The organism is Spirosoma koreense (genome assembly GCF_054777875.1).
Genome location: NZ_BAAHAC010000022.1, coordinates 2,071,425 through 2,089,245 on the forward strand (window position 1 = coordinate 2,071,425; position 17,821 = coordinate 2,089,245).

Sequence of the window (17,821 nt, forward strand, 5' to 3'; positions counted from 1 at the left end):
GCAGGCTTTTTTTCGTTTCATCACCTTAGTCGTTTGAGACGGAGTCATGCGGACACAATTTTGGTGTGATAACTCCTCATACCAAAATCAATACGATCCGCATCATGAAAAAAGCGCTTAAACTAGTCGGTCGCCTATTCGCCACACTGCTGGTGCTCTTACTGGTTTTTCTGGTATATGTGGCCGCTGTGGGCGTACCCACCTACGATCCGCCGGTGACGCCCGTCGTTACCGTTAAAGTGACCGAAGCCCGGATTAAACGAGGTGAGGTCATTGCACAACTGCAGTGCATGGCCTGCCACGCCGATAAACATAACCGACTCACGGGTCGGTATCTGAGCGATATACCGGAAATCTTTGGGAAGCATTATTCCAAAAACATTACCCAGGACAGAGACAAAGGCATCGGCCGGTGGACCGACGGCGAAATCATGTATTTTCTACGGACGGGCATCCGGCCCGACGGGACGTTTGCCGGCATCATGCCCCGGTACCCGCTGATGTCCGACGAGGACCTGAAGTCGGTAGTGGCCTGGTTGCGGTCGGATCGTTTTCCGGTGCAGCCTGCCAAAGACGAAGCCCCCGAAAGCGAGTACAGTTTTTTCGCCAAACTACTCGCCAACACAGTCATCAAACCCGGCGAGTATCCGCAGCGGGTGATTCCAATGCCCGACACGACGGATCAGGTAGCCTATGGTCGTTATCTGGCCGACGCCGTCAGTGATTGTTACGGTTGTCATTCCTCCGATTTCACGAAGCAGGACAAAGAGCACCCGGACCGGTCGGCTGGCTATTATGCCGGTGGTAACCAGTTGAATGGCGAGGACGGCAAGCCGGTCTTCACGGCCAACCTGACCTTCGACGAGGAAACCGGAATCGGAAAAAAATATACGAAAGAGCAGTTCATCCGGGCCGTGAAGCAGGGTGTTCGGCCGGACGGTTCCATTCTTCGACAACCGATGGAACCGCGCCCGTCGCTGACCGACTATGAAGTGGGTGCTATCTACGAATACCTCAAAACGATTCCGAAACAGAAGAATGATGTTAATAGCCTGTATGCGAAAGTAAAGGACTGATTATAAATTGGTTGACTCATGTCTTTTTGGCAGATTGACCGGATGAACAGGATTTCTATTCTATGTATTCTGTTCAAAATCCTGTTCATCCGGTCAATCCTGTCGATAGCCTCCCGGTGATATTCCAAATTTTTTGTGACAGTTGAGCCGGTTGTCCGTTAGTTTTGTACAGAAAGCTTTACTGAGCCGTTGGGAATCGACCCGTCAACGGATTGCTCGCTGTTCAACCTCCTAACGGAATACTAACTTGAACGTTCCTGTTTTTCTGGCCCGGAAGGTCCGCCACGCGCCCGAGGGTAGTTTTTCGGCTACCGTCACCCGCATCGGTGTTATCAGCATTGCGCTGGGGCTGGCCATTCTGATTGTCTCGTTTGCGGTCCTGTTTGGGTTTAAAGATACCATCCAGCAGAAGATTTTTCTCTTCGGTGCTCACCTGCAGGTCAGCAAGTTTACCAACAACGTTTCCTACGAAGAATCTACCCTGCCGCTCGATACCCCGCTGTACCGCGACAGTACCCGGATTCCGGGCGTACGACACATTCAGGCCGTTGCCACCAAAGCCGGTATTCTCAAGACCGAAGATGAACTGGCAGGCGTGATTCTGAAAGGCGTCGGCAAGGATTACGACTGGAATCTGTTTCGCGGTTCGCTGGTGGCCGGTACGGTGCCGGTGGTAGGAGCCGATACGGGCACGGGCTCTACGCAACTGCTTTTGAGTCAGTACATGGCCACCCAGCTAAAGGTCAAAGTGGGGGAGAGCGTGCCGCTGTATTTCCTGGGCAACCCACCCCGCGCCCGTAAGATGACCGTTGTGGGTATTTACGAAACCGGGCTGGAAGAGGTCGATAAAACCATCGCGCTGGGTGACATTCGGCTGATTCAGCGGCTGAACCGCTGGGGAGCCGATTCGGTGGGCACCTACGAAATCTTCGTCAACAATTTCGATCAGGTCGAAGCTACGGCCAACCGGGTTTTCGACGTCATGTCGCCCGATATGCGTCTGACGCGCGTCACCGACCAGTACCGCCCATTATTCGACTGGATGATGTTACTCGACCGAAACATGGTGATTCTGCTGAGCCTGATCGGATTCGTAGCGTCTTTCAACATGGTGTCGGTGCTGCTCGTGCTGATGGTCGAACGAACTCCCATGATTGGGTTATTGAAAGCCCTTGGTGGGCCAAATCCGCTCATCCGGCGCATGTTCGTTTTCGTCGGACTGAACATGGTTATCTGGGGGTTGCTCATCGGAAACGTCGTCGGGCTGGGCATTTGCTTTCTGCAGGACCGATTCAAGCTTATTCCGCTCGATCCCAAAAATTACTTCATGAATTACGTCCCGATCATCTGGGACTGGCCGACCATTCTGGCCCTGAATGCAGCGACCATTCTGCTGATTGCGCTCGTGCTGTGGGTGCCAACCTTCTTTATCAATCGTATCCAGCCCGTCAAAGCGCTGGCCTTCAAAAAATAACCGCTCCGCTTCCGGTCGTGCAACGGCAAATTTTCTGGCTTCTTCTGAAGTAGCAACGGGTTGTTACTTCACCGACTTATATCGTCCCAAGAGCCAATAAATTTCACTATAAGCACTACCATCCATGAAAAAGTATTTGGCAGAATTAGTTGGGACCTTCTCCCTGGTACTGTTTGGCTGCGGGGCGGCCGGTATCTCGGGGATTTCGGCAAGCGGTCCGGCGGGCATTGGGTTACTGGGGATTTCGTTCGCCTTTGGCCTGACCGTAGTCGTAATGGCCTACGCCATTGGGCCCATTTCGGGTTGTCATATCAACCCGGCCATTACGATATCCATGCTGGTGGCCGGAAAAATGAAAATGGGCGACGCCATCGGCTATATCCTTGCGCAGTTTGTAGGGGCTACACTGGCAGCCGCCACCTTATATTTTATCCAGAGTGGAGCGCCCGGCTTTCTGATGAAAGAGTGGGCGCTGGGGTCAAACGGCTGGGGGCCGGGCTACCTGGCGGCCTACAATACCACCTCGGCCTTTGTTACCGAAGCGGTGATGACGTTCCTGTTTCTGCTGGTTATTTTCAAAACCACATCTCGCTGGGGAACGACCAGTATGACCGGCCTGGCCATTGGCCTGACACTGGTTCTGATTCACCTGGTGGCTATTCCCATCACGGGTACGTCGGTCAACCCGGCGCGTAGCTTTGGTCCGGCTATTTTTGCGGGTGGCAAAGCGCTGGAGCAGCTCTGGCTGTTCATCGTGGCGCCCATTGTGGGAGGTATTGTGGCTGCCCTTACCTGGAAAGGTATTTTCGAAGATGCCGCCTAGTTAGTACAAGCTACCAACGAGCATTCATCCCGGTCTTATTGGACAAGCCATCGTCAGCGCTTCGTCCAATAAGACCGGGATCGTTTATTTCCGGTACGGAAATTTCAGAATGTACCCTTTTTTCTTGTCGCCTTCGCTGGCAATGAACAGATCGCCGTTGGGCGCAAAACAGATGCCTTCGGGCTGAACGAACTGCTTCGGGTCGAGCGGTTCGGAATAGATGATTTTGGCCCGCCGACTGGTGATCACCAACCGCTTTCCGACCGAAGTCAGGATGTACCACTCACCAGTGATTGGGTGCACGGCGATGGCCGACGGCTCGTAGGTTTTTGGGTCGATGCCAGCCGCTGTGAGCTGCTCATCGTTGAGGCTCATATCCCGAAACACTGCCTTATTCAGCAGATCGTAGGAGTAGACGGCTTTTTCGCTCGATCCTTTCCCTTTCTTCACCGCAATCAGCAACCGCTTGGTTTTGGGATCGTAACCCAGTCCTTCGACTTCCGTTTTTTTGGGTAAATCGGTTTTCGTTTTGCCGATCTGTTTGGAACCCGGCTTGAACCGGAATAGGTTTCCGTTGCTTTCGAGCGCGTAGATATCACCGTTCACGTACTCGATACCTTCAAAATCGCCGTACCCGCCAAAGCCAAACTCCTCCGAAATGGCCTGTTTCTTCGTATCGAACACATAAGCTACGGCGTCTTCGTCCTGAACGCACAGCAGTTTGTCTTTTTCGTAATAACTCAGGCCGGAAATTTCTTTCAGCTCTTTGGGCAGTTTGTAGGTTTCGGCTGGTGAATCGAGCTGGTAAGGAAGCTTAAACAGCGGATCGAGCTTGCCGGTTTTGGGTTGCTCACTGCTGCTTGACGGCGTACCGCAGCTCAGCAGTAGTAGAGAAATTCCTACGAGAAAGTAACGCATACACACAACAGGGTTTGCGGCAAAAGTAGGCGTTTAGCCGAGTCTATACCATCGCAACGCGAAAATAGACCCGCTGGCCTGGCCAAATTCCGCTTTCCTGACCAGGAAACTGTATATTGGCAACCGGAAGTAAGGCGGGTAGGCAATCGATGGATAAACGGGTAAAATTTGATTTCGAACTTCAGTTCACCAACGGCGGCAGCCTGAAGGGCGAAGATTTCCGGCTCGATATCGAGGGCGAGGATATTTCGGATCAGGAGCTGGCCGATTACATCATCGCCGATTTGCGGCTGCTGATGGTCGGCCCGGTAATCATCCGGAACAAGGAAATTCTGACCGAACCCCACAAGCGGAAAGCCGCCAGCAAAACGGCGATCCGTTCCGGCTACATCGACCTGAGCCATACCATCGAAGACGGGCTGGTTACCTACAAAGGATTACCCGCGCCTATCATCTGCGACTACCTGAGCCGCGAAGACTCGAAGCAGTTTTACGAGGAAGGCACCCAGTTTCAGATTGGCCGCATCGACATGGTCGCTAACACGGGCACGTACATCGACTGCCCCTTCCACCGCTTTGCCGATGGGCAGGACCTGTCGGAGGTGGCGTTGGCCAGGTTTGTCGATCTGGATGGGATTACCATTCGGGTTCCGTTTACGGAGTCGCTGGCAGTAACGGTCGATCATCTGAAAAATTACGAGATCCGGAACCGGGCGGTGCTGATTCATACCGGCTGGAGCCAGTTCTGGAACACCGAAGCATACTACGAAAATCACCCGTTTCTGACGTCCGATGCCGCCGAATACCTCCGCGACTGTGGGGTAGCCCTGGTAGGCATCGACTCGCACAACATCGACGATACCCGGACCCGAAGCCGACCGGTGCACACCACCCTGCTCGGAGCCGGTATTCTTATTGTCGAACACCTTTGTCACCTGGAGCTATTGCCGCCGGAGGGATTTCTGTTCAGTGCCGTTCCGCCCAAATTCAGGGGCGTTGGAACGTTTCCGGTGCGCGCCATGGCCAAACTGTAATCACTAACCCTATCAATCGAACTCATGAACGTATACGAACCAACCAGCCGGCGCACCTTCGTGACCAACCTGGCGATGGGCACCTCCCTGTTGCTGGCCACCCCCGGCCTGAGCCCGGCCGAAGTGCTACGACCCGCGCAGGGGTCGATGACCGTGCAGCAGGTGATGGACCTGATCCTTAAAACGATTCCGAACGCGCCGTTTCCGAAAACCGTCGACACGCTAAAATCCGGCAGTCCGTCGCAGACCGTGACGGGCATTGTGTCGACGATGTTCGCGACGACGGAAGTAATCGAAAAAGCCATTGCGGCCAAAGCCAACTTCATCATTGTCCACGAACCTACGTTCTACAACCACGCCGATGAAACCGACTGGCTTAAAAGCGACCCGGTTTTTCAGCGCAAATATGACCTGCTGACCAAACACGGGATTGCGGTCTGGCGCTTTCACGATTACTGGCACTCGCATCGGCCGGATGGCATTCAGACCGGCATGCTGAATGCCCTGGGTTGGGCCAAATACGCCGATGCCAACGACCTGCACCGGCTGACGCTCCCGGCTACGCCCCTAAGTCAGCTCATTACCCACGCGAAAGAAAAGCTGGGAATCAAGCAGGTTCGGGTGGTGGGCGATGTGGCTCAATCCTGCCAGCGGGTATTGTTGCTGCCGGGAGCTGCGGGTGGGCGGAATCAGATTGCGGCCATCGAAAAAGCCCGGCCCGACGTGGTGCTGTGTGGCGAATCGAGCGAGTGGGAAACGCCCGAATACATCCGGGATGCCCGGCAGCAGGGGCAGAAAATTTCCCTGGTGATTCTGGGGCATATCATGAGCGAAGCGTCGGGGATGGAAGGGCTGGTTACGTGGCTGCAACCCAAAGTGCCGGGCATTAAGGTGAGCTACATCCCGTCTGGAAACCCATTCACCTACGTATAAGCCAATTTATTCACGCATTCTGCTTCTCTATGAACGGCCCGTTCCGTTGCGCCATTATCGAAGACGAGCCCCTGGCTCAGGAACTGCTCGAAAAATACATCCGTCGCCTGTCGTCGCTGCAACTGGTAGCGACCTTCGACGATGCCATTGTAGCCTTCGAACAACTGCCCGCGCTCCGGCCCGACGTTATCTTTCTGGACATCAACATGCCCGACATGACGGGTATCGAGTTTCTACGCGCGTACCCGGCTCCGCAGCCTGTGGTTATCCTGACCACCGCCAATCCGAACCACGCTCTCGACGGTTTCGAGCTGGGTGTGATGGATTACCTGTTGAAACCCATTACCTTCGATCGGTTTCTGAAAGCCATCGGGCGGCTCAAAAGCAAACCAGATGAGCAAACGGAGTCGGTGAGGCCTGGTCTGTCGGTGCTGGGTCCGCTGGTCGTCGAGTCGGCTTCAGAACCACCTGCCCAGACAAAAGCCAGCGATTTTATCTACCTCAAGATAGACGGGAAATTAGAGCAAATCGGTCTGGACGTGATCATCTTTGCCGAAGCTATGGGTGATTATTTAAAAGTCTTTCTGCCGGATCGTTACCTGGTGACGCACCTGACGATGACCAAACTGGAAGAAAGCCTGCCCGCCGATCGCTTTCTGCGGATCAACCGTTCGTATCTGGTGCAGCTCCGGCACGTGAAAACCCTAGAAGGCAATACCGTAAAAACATCTACCGGACATGAGCTTGTCATTGGTCCCAACTACCGCGATACGGTAAAAGAAGCCCTGTCCCGGTGGGTGGTGAGTTGATCGGTAAAGAAGGTTACTGCGCTTTACGACCCATCGTCACTTCGGGTTTGTCGAAATAAACTGTGCCCTCTTTCATGACGAGCCGAACGGCGTAGAGGGCCGTTTTGAAATCAGTTTCCAGATCGCCCGCAAAAGCGACCAGATTGGCATAACTGTCTTTTTTGAGCACCCCAAGCCGCTGTTCCTGCCCTACGATGCTGGCGGCATTTCGGGTGGTAAACGTGAGTGCTTCCGCCGGTTTGATACCCGATTCGACATACGCCACCAGCATGTCTTTGGCCGACTCGCCCCGCGGCTGTTTGAGGTCAACGTAGGCATCGGAACCGGCCACGATACGGACGCCTTTCTGGATTGCTTTCCGCAACCGCTCCTGAAGCCCGGCCAGTTGACGGCGAATCTCTTCGTCTTTGATGGTAAACCCGCCGATGGACGCGGAGCGTTTGTAGGCATCGAACGAAGGGTCGGTGGGCACGAGGTAGATGCCTTTCTGGCTCATCAGCGTCAGCAGGCTGTCGGAGAGGTAATAACCGTGCTCGATGCCATCCACGCCGGCGGCAATGGCTTCCCGAATGGGTTCCTCATAGGTTGCGTGTGCGGTTACTTTATAATGGTTTCGGTGCGCCGTGGCGACGATCGTTTTCAGGGTTTCCGAGTCCATCATGATGCGGTCGTTGTTGACCACCACTTTAATAAAATCGACGCCAAAGCCAATGTGTTCTTCCACGGCCAGTCGGGCATCGTCCGCATTTCTGACCACCCGGTAATCCTGATCGATCAGGTGCTGATTCTGGGTGCCCAGTCGCGAAAACTGCCCGCCAGGAGGGCTTAGGATGGGTCCCGAGACGTACATCTCCGGCCCGACCACATGTTTATCCCGAATGGCGCGGTCCAGTTGATAATCCAGAAACTTACCGGAATTGCCCACGTCCCGAATTGTCGTAAAGCCCGCTTCCAGATACGATCGGACAAAGCCGACGCTACGCAGCGCCCGGTCTACCTCCGAGTTTTCCCACAGATCCCGGTGCAGGGGTGCATCGGCTTTCTGCGAAAACAGCACGTGCGTGTGCATATCCATCAGACCGGGCGTAACCGTACAGCCGCTCAGGTCCAGAACCTGGGCACCGGCGGGCGCTTTGACAGCGGTACCGACTTCCACGACTTTGCCGTCTTTTATCAGGATCTGCTGGTTTTTCAGAAAGACCGCTTTTTCACTATCGTAAAATTTGCCGGCCTTGATCAGCACCAGTTTTTCGGAAGCCTGCTGAGCCGAGGCCAGGCCAGAACAAAGCATCGACAACACTAACCAGATACAGGATTTCATGAATCGAAATGGGTTGGGTTCGGTGGCAAAACTAGCGCCAGTGCTTCCGGCCCCTAAACTAATTCGATGAACCCCGCCGGTTTTTCGATGAACCAGCAATCCGATTTTCTACCGACGAAAACGGGTGTTTTGTCGAAAAATTTCGGAATGCGCCCGCAAAAGAACCTATTTTGTCCAGGAATTTTAAGGGCTTATGGTCAAACGACAACTGGCGCTCGTTGCCGACGAAACCCGTTACCGGGGCTGGGTTCGGGTCGGTTTTCATAGTCTCCTGATGCTGGGGATTTTGCTGCTGATTTTTTCGGCCTACGTGCCCTGGTTTCTGTATCCGACGGCACCGGTTCAGGTGCCGTTCAAGACGTACGTCGGGCCGGTGCTGCGCGATACGCTCAGTGTCGTGTTGCAGTATTACGTGCTGGTTTTTGTCTTCACGCGGTACGCGCACAAGCCGGTTCGGCTGGTTACGGGCCTGGTCGTTTATTACCTGCTGCTGTTTACGTTTTATTACTATTCCGGCTTTATCGTCAAAACCTATTTTGCGCTACCCGACGATTATTCGGGCTCGATTACTCATTTCGAACGGCTTTCGTACGGCGAAGCACTGGTGCATCCGGGTACGTTTTTTCACCTGCTGTTCATTATCGAGCGTGCGTTCTATCCGCTGGCCGTCAAGCTGCTGATCGAGGTATACCGGCGGCAGGTTCGCAACAACCGGCTTCAGCAGGCCTACACCCGGCTGGAACTCGACTTTCTGAAGAGCCAGATCAACCCGCATTTTCTGTTCAACGTGCTCAACAGCATTTATGCGCTAACCGAAGAGGAAAGTCCCCGGGCGGCTCAGCTCGTGCAGCAACTGGCGGGACTGATGCGGTATTCGCTGTACGAAACGGCCGATTCGCTGGTACCGCTACGAAAAGAACTGCAGTTTATCCGTGACTATGTATCGCTCGAACAAACCCGCACGGCCAAACGGTTGACGCTTCAGCTGGAGCTGCCGGACGAGGTAGACGAAACTCTGCATATCGCTCCGTTCGTGCTCATCACTTTCGTCGAAAATGCCTTTAAACACGGAGTCGAAAGCACCAGTAAAAAATCGTGGTTGCGTGTAGCCATTCGACTCGATGCAGAAACGCTGCACCTGACAATCATGAACAGCAAACCTCCGACGGCAGTCGTCGGTTCGGGAGGCCTGGGGTTGGCCAACGTCCGCAAACGGCTGGCGTTGCTGTATCCGGCGCACACGCTTGTCGTCACCGACGAGCCCACTCAATTTACCGTTCAGCTGACCCTATCGCTTGAACGAGTGTTACCTCCAGTGGCGCAGCACGTAGCACATCAGTGGAAATAATCTCTAAGCTCCCCGATTCAATCGGGGCTGGCAAGCGTATCGACGGGGTAAACAACGGGCCTTGATGCTAGAAATGGTCGGTCTGCTCTACTGACAGCCGGTTCCCGACGCGGCTGTAATAGTGAGAAAAGGAGCCGGATCACAAAGTACATATTCCTTCTGAGGGTAGCCTCCTTCCCGATACTGGAAGTAAAACACAGAATCTCTTTGTAGCACGCCCATATTGGCTAAGCGATTAAAAGCAAGCGTGTCTAGATTGGCTACGACACAATTCTGGAGAGGAACCGAAGAAGTACCTCTCCAATCTCTACCGATGGGTATGCCATCCAGTACTTGAATAACGAGTCCGCCACAGTAGCCTGTGATAAAGCGACCTTTTACGCATCGCTGATCGACGAAGTCAGGACCGTTGCAACTCAGCAAGGTGAGCAGAGATAAACTAGCTATTATTCGCATGAGAGAAGTTTTTTGCATGGACCTAAACGTGGCCTCAAGGGTTGGAAGTAGATGACCCCGATGGCCCTGGATTTCAATGGGTAGGCGAACAAACGGTTGACAAACAAAACGTCAGGCAATCGGGCTTATTCATTGAAAAAAAGAAAAGAAAGGGGTTCAGTTGTTGTCGGGACTGGCCTAAAAACAAATAAAAGCCCCCGCAAACGCAGAGGCTCTATTACCTAACCCTTACTTCTTAAACCTATATTCTCAACTACTTATGGCAAACCGGCGATCGATCACGACTGGCACTGACTTTCTCCCTTCTTCTCACGAAGCCGTGATCGGTTCGTTTTTCTGCTACGAAGTTGGCACCGGACCGGCGATCTGGAAAAACCATTTTGTGCCAATAGCCATAAACGCAGGCTAAAGTGTAAGAAACCCGCTGTGAATCGTTTTCCCTACGCCAGTCAGAATAGTCCAAGCCATTGGCAATGACCAGGCTCCGGATGGCCGAAGGAGCGGTCGGTAGCTTATATCCGTTCAAACTACCATAGATTCGTTGATTTGTACCGGGCCCGTTATGCTTAGCCCGCGTAGATTTGCGCCAACCGACCGTCGGCCGCCGAGATAGAACTAGCGAATGCGTTTTCGGTGTTAGCCAGATGAGCAGTTACCAAAAACGATCATGGCAGACATAAAACTGGAACTGAACGAAAAAAAGCACGGCGCTTTCAATCTATACGAAGCCAATGAGAAAATCGGTGAAATGGTCGTCAGCATTTCCGGCAGCAACCTGACGGTTTTTCATACGGAGGTAATACCAGCGGCCGAAGGCAAGGGATACGCCAAACAGCTTCTCGATGAGATGGTCGCTTACGTGCGGGCAAACCACCTGAACGTTACTCCCCTGTGTCCGTATGTGCTGGCTCAGTTCAGGCGTCATCCGGATCAGTATACGGATATCTGGAATCAGGAAGCCTGACGGCAAGATACTGGTTCGTTCATCGGCTCCCCCTTTAGCGCCGGATTCGTTACTTTCGCACATTCCTTGCCGGCGTCTGTTCTGTTTATGAGTTTATCAAAATCCCTGTTTCTAATTGTATGGCAAAAATTGCTTTGTATGGATTCGGTCGCATCGGGCGGCAGTTCCTGCGCATTAGTCTGAAAAACGACCTGTTTGTTCCCGTTTCAATTTCGGATATCCGGGACGAGTCTACTCTGGCGGCTTTGTTCGCTGTCGATACCAACTACGGCCGCTGGCACGAGCCCGTTTCGGGCAGCGAGGGTAAGCTGACCATCGGCGGGCGGGAAATTCCGTATATCAACTCGGCCAAAGAAGTGCCCGACTGGGCTGCGCTGGGCGTCGATCTGGTAGTCGACTGTACGGGACGGGCAACCACCCGCGCCGGTGCACAGGTCCACCTCGACCGGGGAGCGAAGTATGTGCTGATCAGCGCACCCAGCAAAAGCCTGGCCGACTGCGACGCCGTACTGCTGAAAGGCATCAACCTGGACACGTTCGATCCGGCCAGTCACCACATTGTCAGCATGGGTAGTTGCACGACCAATGCACTGGCTGCGGTCGTGAAAGTAATTCTGGAAAACTTCGGGATTCAGTACGGTTTGTTCTCGACGGTACATTCGTACACCAACACCCAGTCGCTGACCGACCAGCCGATGAAAGACCGGCGCGACTCGTGGGCCGCTACTGAAAACATCATTCCGTCGTCGTCGGGAGCCGCGCGGGCGCTGCAGTTCATCTGGAAGGATCTGAAGATTACCGGGAAAGCCTACCGCGTACCGACCCGCACAGGAAGCATCGCCGAGCTGAACCTGATTACAGAGAAAGACTGTACGGTGCAGGAGGTGAACGACGCCTTCCGCAAAGCCGCGGCCGATGGTCCGCTGAAAGGGGTGATGGACGTGCTGGAAGACGAGTGGGCTTCATCGCGCATCGTGGCCGATCCGCACTCGTCGATTATCGACTTGCCCCTGACGGCCAAAGAAGGCAATCTGCTGTCGGTAGCGGCCTGGTACGACAACGAATGGGGTTTCTCGAACCGCCTGGCCGAAGTGGCTGCGTTTCTGGCCGAGCGCATTTGATTTCGGCCTTTCTGAAGTATTTTGCACCACCCGATTTTAACATCACGCACTATGGGTCAACTGCATTATGATACCGTTTCGAAAGCCATCGAAGCGTTGCAACAAGAAGGGTATACCACTGATTTTCGCCTGGAAGAAGATCGTATCGTCTGTCCGACCGCTCAGTTCAAAGCCGATGAGTTCGACATTGTCGATGTGTACCGCTACGAAGGCGACACCGATCCGGCCGACGAAGCCAGCGTATACGCTATCCAGTCGAAATCGGGCCTGAAAGGGCTAATGGTAACGGGCTACGGCGCTTCGGCCGATACCGTTTCTACCGAAATTCTGGAGAAGCTACGGCGAATCTAACTGCCGATAGCCAATCGCTTTTTTGACCTCCCCGCTTTCTGAAAGGATGCATTGAGTGCTCATACTGTCCTTTTCGAAAGCGGGGAGGCAATACCTGTTTTTTTGCCTGATTAACCACCTAATTTCACCATTTAACTACTACTATTTATGCAAACGAGTATTGGGATCTCTGCCGAGAATCGGGAAGTTGTTGCGCACCAGCTGGCTAAGTTGCTCGCCGATGAATTTGTGCTCTACACGAAAACCCTGAATGCCCACTGGAACCTGGAAGGGATGGATTTTCATTCCGTGCATCTGTACTTCGAAGAGCTGTATAACCAGTCGGCCGAGATCGTCGACGACGTAGCCGAACGCATTCGTCAACTAGGCCATTACGCCCCGGCAACGCTGAAAAACTTCCTGCAACTGACCCATCTGACCGAACAGGACGAAGATGGCAACGACAGCCGGAGCCTGATCCGAAAGCTGTTGAGCGACCACGAAAGCATCATTGAATTTCTGCGGGGCAACATTAATGAGTTTGCCGATGCACACAAGGACGCCGGAACGAGCGATTACATCACCGGTTTGATGGAAAAACACGAAAAAATTGCCTGGATGTTGCGGGCCCACCTGAAATAAGAGTTATTTAAACACAGAGCGGTCCGCCGTTGCGGCACGGAGATCACAGAGAAAACATTCATTATCCTCTGTGACCTCCGTGCCGCAACGGCGGACCGCTCTGTGTTTAAAAGTATAGAATGATGGGACTGGAATTAGTTCAGGGCAACCAGGCGACCAGGAGCGCTCGGTTGTTGTGTGGATAAGGTTACCGTATGCGTGGTCGTGGCTACGCCGTTCGTAATGTCGACCTGATAGGTTCCATCCTGCAGTTCGCTCATATCCAGGCGAAGGCGCGAAGTGGTTTCTTTTTTACCAATGTGCTGAGCGAAAAGGATTTTTCCCGTGCTGCTCTTCAGCAACACGTCGACGGCTCCGCCTTTATCTTTGTCCAGCGCAATGTTCAGCTTACCCGAAGTATTAGTATATATCCCGGTTTTAAAGGTAGCCACAGCGGTCGGACGGCTGGGGTTGGTTTCGGCCATTGCGGCTGAGGCAAAACTAACCGTAAGAGCAAGGAGCAGAGGTTTGATGAGCGCTTTCATGATTTCTATGTATGTGTTTCTGGGTTCGAATGCTAGGCGGGATCTTCCCGTTTGATGCACCAAAGGTATAGGCGATGGCTGGTACTATGCATAACAAACTACTGGAGCGGCTCTGCACCTGGATGAATGGCGGGACGGCGGGACGACTGAGCGAATGGTCGTTTTCGGATACTGTCGATGGCAGCGACAAGCGTTCTGGTGCAGGCAATCGGGCCCGGCCTAGAGACCGGGTCGTCGGAATCAGCTGCCAGGCTTGCCAGTCAGCCGACGGCGGGCGCCAGTACACAGGCATCGATCATTCTGGGGCGGGAGCGCCAATCAGCTCATCAACGTGCAATCGGGCAGTGAGCCGAAGTCGTAACCTTCCTGATCCCGAGGGCCTACACGACCATGCTGCTGTCGAACCCGAAACTGAAGACAAACCAAAGCTATACCGTCTATACCGGCAGCAGCGCTACCGGCACGATTGTCAATGGCCTCTACACGAGCGGCACGTATACACCCGGTACTAAATCGACCACCTTTATCGCCAGTAGCGTCGTAACGAAAGTCGGTGGCAGCACTGGGCACTAGTGCAGAATGAGCTTACCTAACCTATGAGAATCCTGTGTAGCGACAGGACGCATTGTTCCGCAGGATAACACCCCGCCCTTTGTGGGGTGTTACTGTTTTATGAATACCGTGAAGCTTGATAAGCGCAGTGGCTGAACCGAAAAGCAGACCGCGGTTTCTGCCTACAAAATGATTGCCCAATAAAGACCTCAGCGGAGATGTGGTAGCCTTCTCCGCAGGGGTATATACGCGCTAAAACTTACTGGCTGATACCCGCTATAGGTCAGCACTATGCATTTGTTTTATCGAGCAATAGCCTGATAACCTGGCTGAAAGAAGCGTCGGCCAGCGAGTAAAAAATTTCTTTTCCCTGGCGAACGTTGGACAGAAGCCCGCGATCTTTCATCTTGATCAGCTGATGAGAAAGCATGGATTGGTCGATTTTCAGATGCCGTTGCAGAGTAGAGACATTCATTGATGGCTGATCGGCGAGCAGTAAGACAATCCGCATTCGCAGTGGGTGAGCTAACGTCTTTAATAGTTCGGCCGCCTGATCAGTTACGTGGTCATCAATTAAGTTTACGGAAGTCATGGATAAACAAAGAAGGAGTAGAGTGATTGAATGGCTTTATGAAAGGTTATTGTGTTAATTTTTTTTCATCAACCTCCCCGGAACAATACGTTCGAACCCGACTTTCCCTACATCCGATTTTGGCCTGCCTGAGTTAGACAAGCAGCAAAATACTCAACAGCGGCATATGCCGGACGGGTTATTTCAGGTAGAAAATTTATGCTCGTTGAGGCCACGAAATACGTACGGAGAAACAAGAGGATTGGATTTTATAAGAGAACAATAATTTGAAAAATTAAAACTATGTCGTTTGTTCTCAGCGTCTAAGGTAGAAAATTTGCCGAAAAAATTCGCTCCTCGTGCGCATCGGAGATGACCATATTCTGCTTACGGAAACACGGGAATGATTGAGCATGCCAACCCGGACACGAATGGAGGCACCGACTACGGATGGCTGTATGCACCTTGCGAGGATACAGAAAGCATACACGAAAATTCTTCCTGGATGAAGGCAGAACGAATAGGCTGTTACCGAAATAAAAAAATGTTTTATCTATCGCAGAGCAGGCTACCTGTCACCTTGATTAAATGAAGCCTTGTTCCCAGAGTTTGTTCCCACATCTGTTGCCTGTATTGTGCCAGTAATTGCTCGAAAGCTCTGCCTTCAACACTAGGCGTATACCCGGAAGCAATCAGTTTAGCCAAAGCCTTATTTTTATACATTATGATGAAGAATAGCCTTGAATTGTACAAATATAGAATTTTCTTTACAAATTTTGTAAGCCTGTACTGCAGGTTAGGCTAATTCTGAAAATATCGTTTTCGACAGGGTGATCTGCCCTTAGTCCGATCGCAAATTCTCGACTCGCCGTTTCGGGTAAACTAGCGGTAGTTGTGGTCGGCCAGGCCACTGCTTTATGGTAGAAATCAGGCTGGATTCTGCCAGATGGTCATCGAAAGTCGATGGTTTACCGTACCGATTAGTTGCTCTTCAGTACCGATTATTCTAAAACTATTACTTGATTTTATTGGCTGTTTTTTTGCATTTATTTCAAAAAAAGGCGTTTCGTCATTCATGTGGTGCGCTAAAAAATCAAGTAAAAATGCCTGTTCCGGATTGATTTATTCAGCGGTCTTCAAGCGATTCCGGTTTAGCAGGAATACAATCGACTCGTTGAGATTGTCACCCAGATCTACGGATAATTTTAAGGGAGCCAGTAGGTAAACAGCCATAAAGCGATGGTCGAAATTGATTTTAGTTAGTTAATATGTTTTATAATCAGTTCATCATTTTATTTATTAAAGCGATCCGCTCTATTTTTATTTTTTTCGTAACCAGACTTAGTATATTTGTGCGCAGTCACGACATAACCCGTAAAATACAGTATCAAATGAAAGCAAAACAAATTCGGTTCTTTTCGCCCGATGAAAACAGCGAAGCCACGAAGAAAGTAAAGAAAAGCGTTGCTAAAGCGGTTCCCGCAACGGGGTATATTTCATCGGCCGGTAAACTGGTATTTCCCGATAAAACAATCGCTCAGTTGGGGTTCGACCCTCAGAGCAGCCGGTTTAAAATCGGTACTCAGGAAGGCAAACGCAAAATCAAATCGCTGTTCTTGATTCCGGGCGCCGAGGGGCAGGATGAAGTCTTCGATTTAGTGGAAGGCGCAAAAAGTCACAGCATTTCCTTGCCGTTTATCCTCAAGAAAGGCGGAATCGATTTTGCCGAAACCAAGCATTCCTTTACGGTAAAACCTTTCGATTACGAAGAAGGTGTAACGGGTTACGAGTTGAAATTAACGAACGAAAGCCCCAAGCCAGAATATACCGGAAAACCACGCGGTCGTAAACGTCAGAATCCGGTTTCGGAATAAGAAATTGTTAGGCGTATGCACTGGCTCATAGGCTCAGTCGATACCATTTTTATCAATAAAGCGGATATCATCCGCTTTTTTTATGACCTCTTGTGAAAAGACTAATCGCTGGTTTTCGGTACATACCTTTATTCGCTTTCGTGGAATAGTAAAAAGAATCGATCGGCTTCGAAAGCTGGTCGTCTATTTTATTTGTGGAACTGGTTCTCCGTTTCTATTTATATATCTGAGTATATGTAAATGCGTAGACGTCATAAACGTAATAACTGTAGCATCTATGGAAACGGCGAACCAAATTCCAGCTGCAATAGCCTGGTTAAGTGACTGATTGAAAATAAACGAACTTTCTTGACATGTACGCTTACGTTTAGCGATTAGTTAGCGTCGGCTACAACAAATAAACAACCATACGGTTTCCTGCTTATGACCCGCGATGAACTCGATACGCTGATTGAACAGGGAGAACACACCCGCCTGGAATTTAAACGGCAACTTTCGTCGGCGCAGCGCATTGCCCGTACGCTGGCCGCCTTTGCTAATACCTCGGGCGGAACCCTGCTGATCGGGGTCGCCGACGACGGCCGGATTATGGGCGTATCGTCGGAATTTCGGGAAGTTGGTAAGATTGAGGACGCGTCCGATCGGTTTATCGAACCAGGCCTGACGGTCAGCTACGAAACCCTGGCACCCGATGGACGCAAGGTATTGGTTATTCGCGTGGTAGAGAGCGACGAGAAACCGCACTACGTACTGGACGAAGGAGGCAAACGGACCATTTACGTGCGCGCAAAAGACAAATCGGTTCCGACCAGTAAGCTGATCATCACACCTGAGATGGCCAACCAGGAGCTGATTCGATCGCCGATGGCCCGAACGCTGATTCAGTATCTGCGTAAACACGGCGACATTACCGCCGACCGCTTTGCCAAACTTATCAATATTTCGGATTACCGGGCCAGCAAGCTGCTCCGACAACTGGCTGAACGAGGCCTGTTGATTTTGATCGATAAATCCCGGCCTGTACGGTTTGCTCTGAAACTGGGAGAGTGAT

Annotated in this window: 20 protein-coding genes; 15 read left to right on the forward strand and 5 right to left on the reverse strand. The window is 52.0% G+C overall.

Translation table 11 applies throughout. The annotated features are described in order from the left end of the window. Positions 1–104: 104 nt before the first annotated feature. The 3 genes from ACYVC2_RS21995 (at position 105) to ACYVC2_RS22005 (ending at position 3,373) form a co-directional block, all read left to right on the forward strand. On the forward strand, positions 105–1,076 hold the full coding sequence (locus ACYVC2_RS21995) for a c-type cytochrome (RefSeq protein WP_461105760.1): 972 nt from the start codon (positions 105–107) through the stop codon (positions 1,074–1,076). A 247-nt stretch (positions 1,077–1,323) separates the two neighbouring features. Further along, positions 1,324–2,550 carry an ABC transporter permease gene (locus ACYVC2_RS22000; RefSeq protein ID WP_461105762.1) on the forward strand — a complete coding sequence of 409 codons (1,227 nt, stop codon included), beginning with the start codon at positions 1,324–1,326 and terminating at the stop codon, positions 2,548–2,550. Positions 2,551–2,674: 124 nt separating this feature from the next. Then, the gene (locus tag ACYVC2_RS22005) at positions 2,675–3,373 is read left to right on the forward strand and encodes an MIP family channel protein (protein WP_461105764.1); all 699 of its coding nucleotides are present in this window, start codon (positions 2,675–2,677) and stop codon (positions 3,371–3,373) included. Between the two features lie 84 nt (positions 3,374–3,457). Here the strand turns inward: ACYVC2_RS22005 and ACYVC2_RS22010 are convergent, their stop codons facing one another. Then, complete coding sequence (locus tag ACYVC2_RS22010) at positions 3,458–4,291, reverse strand: SdiA-regulated domain-containing protein (protein WP_461105766.1); 834 nt, start codon at positions 4,289–4,291, stop codon at positions 3,458–3,460. A gap of 149 nt (positions 4,292–4,440) precedes the next feature. Here ACYVC2_RS22010 and ACYVC2_RS22015 point away from each other — a divergent pair, with 149 nt between their 5' ends. The 3 genes from ACYVC2_RS22015 to ACYVC2_RS22025 are packed head-to-tail and all read left to right on the forward strand — an operon-like array spanning position 4,441 to position 7,067. After that, entirely contained in the window at positions 4,441–5,325 is an 885-nt protein-coding gene (locus ACYVC2_RS22015) for a cyclase family protein (protein WP_461105768.1), read from the forward strand. Between the two features lie 24 nt (positions 5,326–5,349). Continuing rightward, complete coding sequence (locus ACYVC2_RS22020) at positions 5,350–6,258, forward strand: Nif3-like dinuclear metal center hexameric protein (protein ID WP_461105770.1); 909 nt, start codon at positions 5,350–5,352, stop codon at positions 6,256–6,258. 29 nt (positions 6,259–6,287) lie between these two features. Next, positions 6,288–7,067, forward strand: coding sequence for a LytR/AlgR family response regulator transcription factor (locus ACYVC2_RS22025; protein ID WP_461105772.1), 780 nt, complete (start codon positions 6,288–6,290; stop codon positions 7,065–7,067). Positions 7,068–7,080: 13 nt separating this feature from the next. Here ACYVC2_RS22025 and ACYVC2_RS22030 read toward each other — a convergent pair whose 3' ends face one another. Beyond that, on the reverse strand, positions 7,081–8,388 hold the full coding sequence (locus tag ACYVC2_RS22030; protein ID WP_461105774.1) for an amidohydrolase family protein: 1,308 nt from the start codon (positions 8,386–8,388) through the stop codon (positions 7,081–7,083). A 193-nt stretch (positions 8,389–8,581) separates the two neighbouring features. Here ACYVC2_RS22030 and ACYVC2_RS22035 point away from each other — a divergent pair, with 193 nt between their 5' ends. From ACYVC2_RS22035 to ACYVC2_RS22060, 6 genes are all read left to right on the forward strand, one after another. Continuing rightward, positions 8,582–9,736: a sensor histidine kinase gene (locus ACYVC2_RS22035; protein ID WP_461105776.1), complete on the forward strand. Its 1,155-nt coding sequence runs from the start codon at positions 8,582–8,584 to the stop codon at positions 9,734–9,736. 715 nt (positions 9,737–10,451) lie between these two features. After that, positions 10,452–10,601 carry a hypothetical protein gene (locus ACYVC2_RS22040; RefSeq protein ID WP_461105778.1) on the forward strand — a complete coding sequence of 50 codons (150 nt, stop codon included), beginning with the start codon at positions 10,452–10,454 and terminating at the stop codon, positions 10,599–10,601. A 258-nt stretch (positions 10,602–10,859) separates the two neighbouring features. Next, the gene (locus tag ACYVC2_RS22045) at positions 10,860–11,156 is read left to right on the forward strand and encodes a GNAT family N-acetyltransferase (RefSeq protein ID WP_461105780.1); all 297 of its coding nucleotides are present in this window, start codon (positions 10,860–10,862) and stop codon (positions 11,154–11,156) included. A gap of 119 nt (positions 11,157–11,275) precedes the next feature. Next, positions 11,276–12,277 carry a type I glyceraldehyde-3-phosphate dehydrogenase gene (locus tag ACYVC2_RS22050; protein WP_461105782.1) on the forward strand — a complete coding sequence of 334 codons (1,002 nt, stop codon included), beginning with the start codon at positions 11,276–11,278 and terminating at the stop codon, positions 12,275–12,277. Positions 12,278–12,328: 51 nt separating this feature from the next. Beyond that, positions 12,329–12,628 carry a hypothetical protein gene (locus ACYVC2_RS22055; protein ID WP_461105784.1) on the forward strand — a complete coding sequence of 100 codons (300 nt, stop codon included), beginning with the start codon at positions 12,329–12,331 and terminating at the stop codon, positions 12,626–12,628. 147 nt (positions 12,629–12,775) lie between these two features. After that, positions 12,776–13,249 (forward strand): Dps family protein, encoded by a 474-nt coding sequence (locus ACYVC2_RS22060; protein ID WP_461105786.1) that lies wholly within the window; start codon positions 12,776–12,778, stop codon positions 13,247–13,249. Positions 13,250–13,383: 134 nt separating this feature from the next. Here ACYVC2_RS22060 and ACYVC2_RS22065 read toward each other — a convergent pair whose 3' ends face one another. Further along, positions 13,384–13,773 (reverse strand): hypothetical protein, encoded by a 390-nt coding sequence (locus ACYVC2_RS22065; RefSeq protein ID WP_461105788.1) that lies wholly within the window; start codon positions 13,771–13,773, stop codon positions 13,384–13,386. A 390-nt stretch (positions 13,774–14,163) separates the two neighbouring features. On the opposite strand from ACYVC2_RS22065, the gene ACYVC2_RS22070 reads away from it, so the two are divergent. Further along, positions 14,164–14,346: a hypothetical protein gene (locus tag ACYVC2_RS22070; protein WP_461105790.1), complete on the forward strand. Its 183-nt coding sequence runs from the start codon at positions 14,164–14,166 to the stop codon at positions 14,344–14,346. A 268-nt stretch (positions 14,347–14,614) separates the two neighbouring features. Here the strand turns inward: ACYVC2_RS22070 and ACYVC2_RS22075 are convergent, their stop codons facing one another. Next, the gene (locus ACYVC2_RS22075) at positions 14,615–14,917 is read right to left on the reverse strand and encodes an ArsR/SmtB family transcription factor (RefSeq protein ID WP_461105792.1); all 303 of its coding nucleotides are present in this window, start codon (positions 14,915–14,917) and stop codon (positions 14,615–14,617) included. Positions 14,918–15,823: 906 nt separating this feature from the next. Beyond that, the gene (locus tag ACYVC2_RS22080) at positions 15,824–15,973 is read right to left on the reverse strand and encodes a hypothetical protein (protein ID WP_461105794.1); all 150 of its coding nucleotides are present in this window, start codon (positions 15,971–15,973) and stop codon (positions 15,824–15,826) included. Between the two features lie 314 nt (positions 15,974–16,287). Between ACYVC2_RS22080 and ACYVC2_RS22085 the strand changes: the two genes are divergently transcribed. Both ACYVC2_RS22085 and ACYVC2_RS22090 read left to right on the forward strand, forming a co-directional pair. Then, positions 16,288–16,770 (forward strand): hypothetical protein, encoded by a 483-nt coding sequence (locus ACYVC2_RS22085; RefSeq protein ID WP_461105796.1) that lies wholly within the window; start codon positions 16,288–16,290, stop codon positions 16,768–16,770. A 423-nt stretch (positions 16,771–17,193) separates the two neighbouring features. Continuing rightward, positions 17,194–17,820, forward strand: coding sequence for an AlbA family DNA-binding domain-containing protein (locus tag ACYVC2_RS22090; RefSeq protein WP_461105798.1), 627 nt, complete (start codon positions 17,194–17,196; stop codon positions 17,818–17,820). The last annotated feature ends 1 nt before the right edge of the window (position 17,821 follow it).